The organism is Halomicronema sp. CCY15110, assembly GCF_016888165.1.
GTDB lineage: Bacteria > Cyanobacteriota > Cyanobacteriia > Phormidesmidales > Phormidesmidaceae > Halomicronema.
In genome coordinates, this window is the sequence record NZ_JACSWC010000103.1 from 1 (window position 1) to 873 (window position 873).

At 46.4% G+C, this 873-nt stretch carries 1 pseudogene; it reads right to left on the bottom strand.

Features of this window, described 5'->3' with window-relative positions:
* Positions 1-76: 76 nt before the first annotated feature.
* Positions 77-196, bottom strand: a pseudogene (locus JUK32_RS28605) (IS1 family transposase); the annotation flags it as partial.
* Between the last annotated feature and the right edge of the window lie 677 nt (positions 197-873).

Consider the following 873-nt stretch of genomic DNA (forward strand, 5'->3'; position numbering starts at 1 on the left):
TGAAGATAACTATTGGCTCTCTCTAGAGGGTTTGAAGGCCGCTTAAACTACCTGTCCACTTTCTTGAGTCAAGATCACCAAGACCTTCATGCCTCGTGTCGAGTGCAGTCTCTATCATTGCGACTGGGGTTCTCAATCGAGCCATTGATGTACCGCTACGTTCATTGAAGCGACGACCACAGGTCTTACAGAGATATTAGAGTTGTTGCGAAATAACGGAAGACATCGCTGAAACAACCATGCAGCAAGGATTTCAAGGATTTCTTCTCAGAAAATCTCCGAAATGCTTGCTATACAATGGGTTTAAGGATTTGGACGGCTAATTCACAACAGGTCTATTGCTCTTACAGAGGTATTGCTGCAGCACTCGGGTTGTCTTTAGATTTTTAGTCCCATTCTTGACGATTTGCTCACTCTGGCAATAAAAACAATTCATTGGCCTAGAAGCTTTCTGGTGTGAGCATTCTAGGCCTCACTCCTTAAGAAGACGGTGCCCCCGCAGTAAAAGTTGTTGGTTTGACCGCACTCGTGACAGTGATAGATAGCTGACCGACTGCTTTGCGTTCGGCGAAAGAGATAGGTGCCTCTTCCCGACTCGCTTGGTAGCGGGGAAAATGGAGGCCGTAGGGGTGAAAGTGGTATTAGAGCCGCTGTTGGCTTTGCTGCTCGTCTAGATAAGTCAGTAATGGGAAAGTCCATAATGCGATCCTAGTAAGATGCACTTTCCCTGAACGTGAGCCTATAACCTTTTCCACAGGTATGGAACACTACCGTACATTTGGTGATGTTCTAGACCTGCGTATTCACCTAACTTCGGCACCGAGTTGCATCAACTTCGGCACCCCCTAAAAACCTGAGTGAAGTTCACTAATT